The following is a 4,141-nucleotide window of genomic DNA, read 5'->3' as shown; positions in this document are numbered from 1 at the left end:
CGTTTTACCGCTCTCTGCGGGCAACAAGGCCGCAAGGCCGCCGCGCATCGCCGGTCCGCCCCCTCGGGCCGGCGATTTGGTTGAGCTCTGTGCTCAGCTTCGAGGTCCTTCGGACGTGTCCGGGATAAATCGAGGGATTCTGGGCGTGGATCGCCAGCCCGCGGACCGGCGATGCGCGGCGACGTCTATGGTCCGACCGCCGCAAGGGCACCGCCTCAAAAGAAAAGGCGGGCCCGAGAGCCCGCCTTTCGCATCTCTGTACCGGAGCGACCGGATCACGCGTTGGCTTCACGGATCTTGTCGGCGGCGTCCTTGTTGTACTCGACGCCGTTCTCCTCGAAGAGCTGGTCGAGCTCGCCCGAGAGCGTCATCTCGGTGATGATGTCGCAGCCGCCCACGAACTCGCCCTTCACGTAGAGCTGCGGGATGGTCGGCCAGTCGGAATAATCCTTGATGCCCTGGCGGATCGCGTCATCGGCCAGCACGTTCACGTCGTGGAAATCGACGCCCATGTAGTTCAGCACCCCGGCCACGCGGCTCGAAAAGCCGCATTGCGGCATGGTCTTGGTGCCTTTCATATAGAGCACCACGGTGTTGGACTTCACCGTCTCGTCGATCATCGTCTTCGCGTCGGTCATATCTCTCTCCTGTCTGCGCGGTGCCGTGGCACCCGCTGGCCCCGCGCGGAGCGGGGCACCTGTGTCTGTGACCCGGGCCGGATCATCGCAGATCGCTCGCGATGACCCAAGAGCGGGCATCCATCCGTGCTCAGTCCGGCGCCTTGGTGGTCAGCGCCAGCGCGTGAAGCTCGCCGTGGGCCCCGTCCATCTTGCCCTTCAGCGCGGCATAGACGGCGCGCTGCTGCTGGACGCGGTTCTTGCCACGGAAACTCTCGTCGATCACCTCGGCGGCGTAGTGGTTTCCGTCACCGGCAAGGTCGGTGATGGTGATCTTGGCTTCGGGAAACTCGGCTCGGATGAGCTGTTCGATTTCCGTCGCTTCAATGGCCATTTGGGCGTGTCTCCGCTGTCGTCTGTTCCCACAAGATGTAAGCCCCGCGCGACGCCGGTGCAAGCAGGCGCTTGGGGCTGGGCGGGCCGGATCAGGCCGCGAGGTCGATCCAGACCGGCACGTGATCCGAGGGCTTGTCGCGGCCGCGGATGTCGCGGTCGATCTGCACGTCGGTCATCAGGTCCGCCGCCTGCGGGGTGAGCAGGAAATGGTCGATGCGGATGCCGTTGTTCCGCTGCCAGGCGCCGGCCTGGTAATCCCAGAAGGAATAATGGCCCGGTCCCTGGGTGCGGGCGCGGAAGGCTTCGGTGAAGCCGAGGTTCAGGATGCGGCGAAAGGCGGCGCGGGTCTGCGGCAGGTAGAGCGCGTCCTCAAGCCAGGCCTCGGGCTTGGCGGCGTCCTCGGCCTGCGGGATGACGTTGTAGTCGCCCGCCATCAGCGCCGGCATCTCGCTGGCCAGCAGATCGCGGGCCCGGGCCTCGAGCCGCTCCATCCACGCCAGCTTGTAATCGTATTTCGGCCCCGGCACCGGGTTGCCGTTGGGCAGGTAGAGCCCGCAGAGCCGCACCGCATGGCTCTCGCCCATCACCGTGGCCTCGATCCAGCGTGCCTGCTCGTCGCTGTCATCGCCAGGCAGGCCGCGGGTGACATCCTCGAGCGGCAGCTTTGACAGGATGGCGACGCCGTTAAAGCTTTTCTGGCCATGGGTTTCGACCTGGTAGCCGCGCTCTTCGAAATGTTCGCGCGGGAAGGCCTCGTCGACCGACTTGATCTCTTGCAGCAGGGCGACGTCGGGCTGGGCTTCGTCGAGCCAGTCGGTGAGGGCGCCGATGCGTGCCTTGATACCGTTTATGTTGAAGGTGGCGATCTTCATTTGGCCCTCCGGATTTTGAGCAAGCTATCGCCGAAGCGGCGCGAAGGAGCAAGGCCGGCGCGGTTTTTCGCCGGTGATTCGCGCCGGATTCGGAGCTCTCGAGAGGGTTTCAACAGGGCGCAAAAAGTTATCCACAGAAAAGATTCCCCTGTGGACAACTTTGAATTGTGTTTTTTTTGTGTCTTTTAGGTCTTAAAGTGCATGTGTATAACTCTTGTATAACTCAACCCTAACAAGAAACTATATTGCCAGAAACATGCATCGGTGGAAACCCTGAGCGTGCCAATTCGGAAACGCTACACTAGGAAGGGTTACCCCATGTCTGCACAACTCCAGCATGAAATCATTGAAGAATTCGCAAACGACTTCGGCGCCGACATGTTCGGTGGCGAGGGTGCCTCGATGTTCACCTCCTGCGCTTCGCCGGAGGCGCTCGGCGGTGCGATGATGACCGGCGAAGCTGTGGATATGTTCACATCCTGTGCAACTCCGGTGACCGGTTCGACCGCGACCGGCGAAGCCACCGGCCTGTTCACCTCCTGCGCCGAGCCGAAGGCGTCCGAGACCCTGACCGGCGACGCCGTCGAGATGTTCACCTCGTGTGCCACCCCGACCACCGGCTCGATCGCGACCGGCGACGTCGTGGGCCTGTTCACCTCCTGCGCAACCCCGACCACCGGCTCGACCGTGACCGGCGAAGCCACCGGCCTGTTCACCTCCTGCGCCGAGCCGAAAGCCTCCGAGACCCTGACCGGCGATGCCGTCGAGATGGTCACCTCCTGTGCCGCGCCGACCACCAGCTCGACCGATGCCGGCGACGCCGTTGAGATGTTCACCTCCTGCGCGACCCCGACCACCAGCTCGGCAGACGCGGGCGAGGCCACCGGCCTGTTCACCTCCTGCGCCGAGCCGAAAGCCTCCGAGGCGATCTCCGGCGACGCCGTCGAGATGTTCACCTCCTGCGCGGCCCCGAGCGGCACCCGCGCCGTCAACGGTGAAGTGACCGGCTCCTTCACGTCCTGCGCATAAGCCAGAGATGCCATCGCTGCGGGCGTCTTAAGGGGATGAGACGCCCGCGTGCGGCCGGAAACAGAAAGATACAGGGAAATCAGTCATGACCAACGTTATCGCACTTCGTCCGAAGGCCCCCGTCGCGTCCCAGGATGCCGGAGTTGCTGCGCTCGTGAAGAGCTTTGCCACCAGCCGGCGGCGAGAGGATGACGTATTCTGGCTGAAAGAGAACGCCGAGCTTCTCAATATTCTCGAATGCACCGGGACCTACGTGCCCCGGGCCGCGCTCGCGCCGCTGCGCGGGTTCTACAAATCCGTCGAAGACCGCATGGCCTTCTTCCCGCAATATTACCGCTTCCTGCTGTCGCTCACCCTCGATCTCGAGGATCTGGGCATGGAGGGCGACACCGGCGCCAAGCTCACCGAGCGCGCCGCGCGCCAGGGCTTTGCCGAGGCCGAGCTGTCGGACCTGCAGCGCATGGAAGCCCGCCGCCTTCTGGCCCGCCGCGGCCATGTGAGCGAAGACGACGAGGGGCTGGCCGACCGGCTGCGCGCCTTCTGCGCCCGCTCGCAGACCTTCGCGCTGCCGAACAAGAAGGCCGCCTACGAGCTCACGCACATCGTGTTCTACCTCAGCGAATATGGCCGTCAGGATCCCGGGCTCGACGAGGAGGCGATCAACAGCCTCTACTTCGCCGGCAACCTGGCCTATCTCGACCAGAACTCCGACCTGCTGGCCGAGATCTGCATCGCCCTGCGCTACGCCGGCGAGGTGCCGCCGCCGCTGTGGACGATCTGGCTCGACCGCGAGACCCATCTCTTCGCCGTCGAAAGCGGCGAGACCCTCTCGGTGGCCGACGATTACCACGATTTCCTCGTCTGCAACTGGCACGCCTCGGTGATCGGCGGCAAGCCGTTCAACAAGCCGCTGGCCGGTGGCCGGATGCGCTTCCAGCGCGCCCAGCGCGTCGCTCCTCTGCGCGAACTCTCCGAGGCGCTGTTCGCCGAAGGCTCCGCCCGCAGCGCAGACTGGGCCGCGATGCGCGAGCGCATGGGAGCGCGCCTTTCGCCGCAGACTCTTGACGTGGTTGATCAGCTGGCCGATCATTCGCCTCGGTTTGACGCATTCTTCGAGGGCTTCGCCCGGGCAGGCAACGCATGAACGGGACACGAACAGCCATCGTCGGCGCCGCCCTTGTCGCGCTCTACACCGGTGCCATCGCCGCGGCGGATGGCATCACCAAG

General features: G+C 64.6%; 5 protein-coding genes. 2 read left to right on the top strand and 3 right to left on the bottom strand.

Going from position 1 to position 4,141, the window contains the following annotated elements:
• Positions 1–275: 275 nt before the first annotated feature.
• The 3 genes from grxD to xth form a co-directional block, all read right to left on the bottom strand.
• On the bottom strand, positions 276–638 hold the full coding sequence (gene grxD / locus AC6RA4_RS23700) for a Grx4 family monothiol glutaredoxin (protein ID WP_500164494.1): 363 nt from the start codon (positions 636–638) through the stop codon (positions 276–278).
• 130 nt (positions 639–768) lie between these two features.
• Complete coding sequence (locus tag AC6RA4_RS23695; RefSeq protein ID WP_500164492.1) at positions 769–1,011, bottom strand: BolA/IbaG family iron-sulfur metabolism protein; 243 nt, start codon at positions 1,009–1,011, stop codon at positions 769–771.
• Between the two features lie 91 nt (positions 1,012–1,102).
• Positions 1,103–1,885 carry an exodeoxyribonuclease III gene (xth, locus tag AC6RA4_RS23690; protein WP_500164490.1) on the bottom strand — a complete coding sequence of 261 codons (783 nt, stop codon included), beginning with the start codon at positions 1,883–1,885 and terminating at the stop codon, positions 1,103–1,105.
• A 318-nt stretch (positions 1,886–2,203) separates the two neighbouring features.
• On the opposite strand from xth, the gene AC6RA4_RS23685 reads away from it, so the two are divergent.
• Together AC6RA4_RS23685 and AC6RA4_RS23680 are read left to right on the top strand one after the other, a co-directional pair.
• Positions 2,204–2,914, top strand: a complete 711-nt coding sequence (locus AC6RA4_RS23685) for a hypothetical protein (RefSeq protein ID WP_500164488.1) — start codon at positions 2,204–2,206, stop codon at positions 2,912–2,914.
• Between the two features lie 85 nt (positions 2,915–2,999).
• Positions 3,000–4,058 carry a DUF6902 family protein gene (locus AC6RA4_RS23680; protein WP_500164486.1) on the top strand — a complete coding sequence of 353 codons (1,059 nt, stop codon included), beginning with the start codon at positions 3,000–3,002 and terminating at the stop codon, positions 4,056–4,058.
• Positions 4,059–4,141: the final 83 nt, after the last annotated feature.

Source organism: Salipiger sp. (assembly GCF_059781815.1).
The sequence above is the reverse complement of the archived record's forward strand: the minus strand, read 5'-3'. Positions and strand labels throughout refer to the sequence as shown.

What these genes read in the sequence shown, in the direction of transcription:
- AC6RA4_RS23685 (WP_500164488.1), top strand. Translation starts at nt 2,204, where the DNA reads ATGTCTGCACAACTCCAGCATGAAATCATTGAAGAATTCGCAAACGAC.
- grxD (WP_500164494.1), bottom strand. Translation starts at nt 638, where the DNA reads ATGACCGACGCGAAGACGATGATCGACGAGACGGTGAAGTCCAACACC.
- AC6RA4_RS23695 (WP_500164492.1), bottom strand. Translation starts at nt 1,011, where the DNA reads ATGGCCATTGAAGCGACGGAAATCGAACAGCTCATCCGAGCCGAGTTT.
- xth (WP_500164490.1), bottom strand. Translation starts at nt 1,885, where the DNA reads ATGAAGATCGCCACCTTCAACATAAACGGTATCAAGGCACGCATCGGC.
- AC6RA4_RS23680 (WP_500164486.1), top strand. Translation starts at nt 3,000, where the DNA reads ATGACCAACGTTATCGCACTTCGTCCGAAGGCCCCCGTCGCGTCCCAG.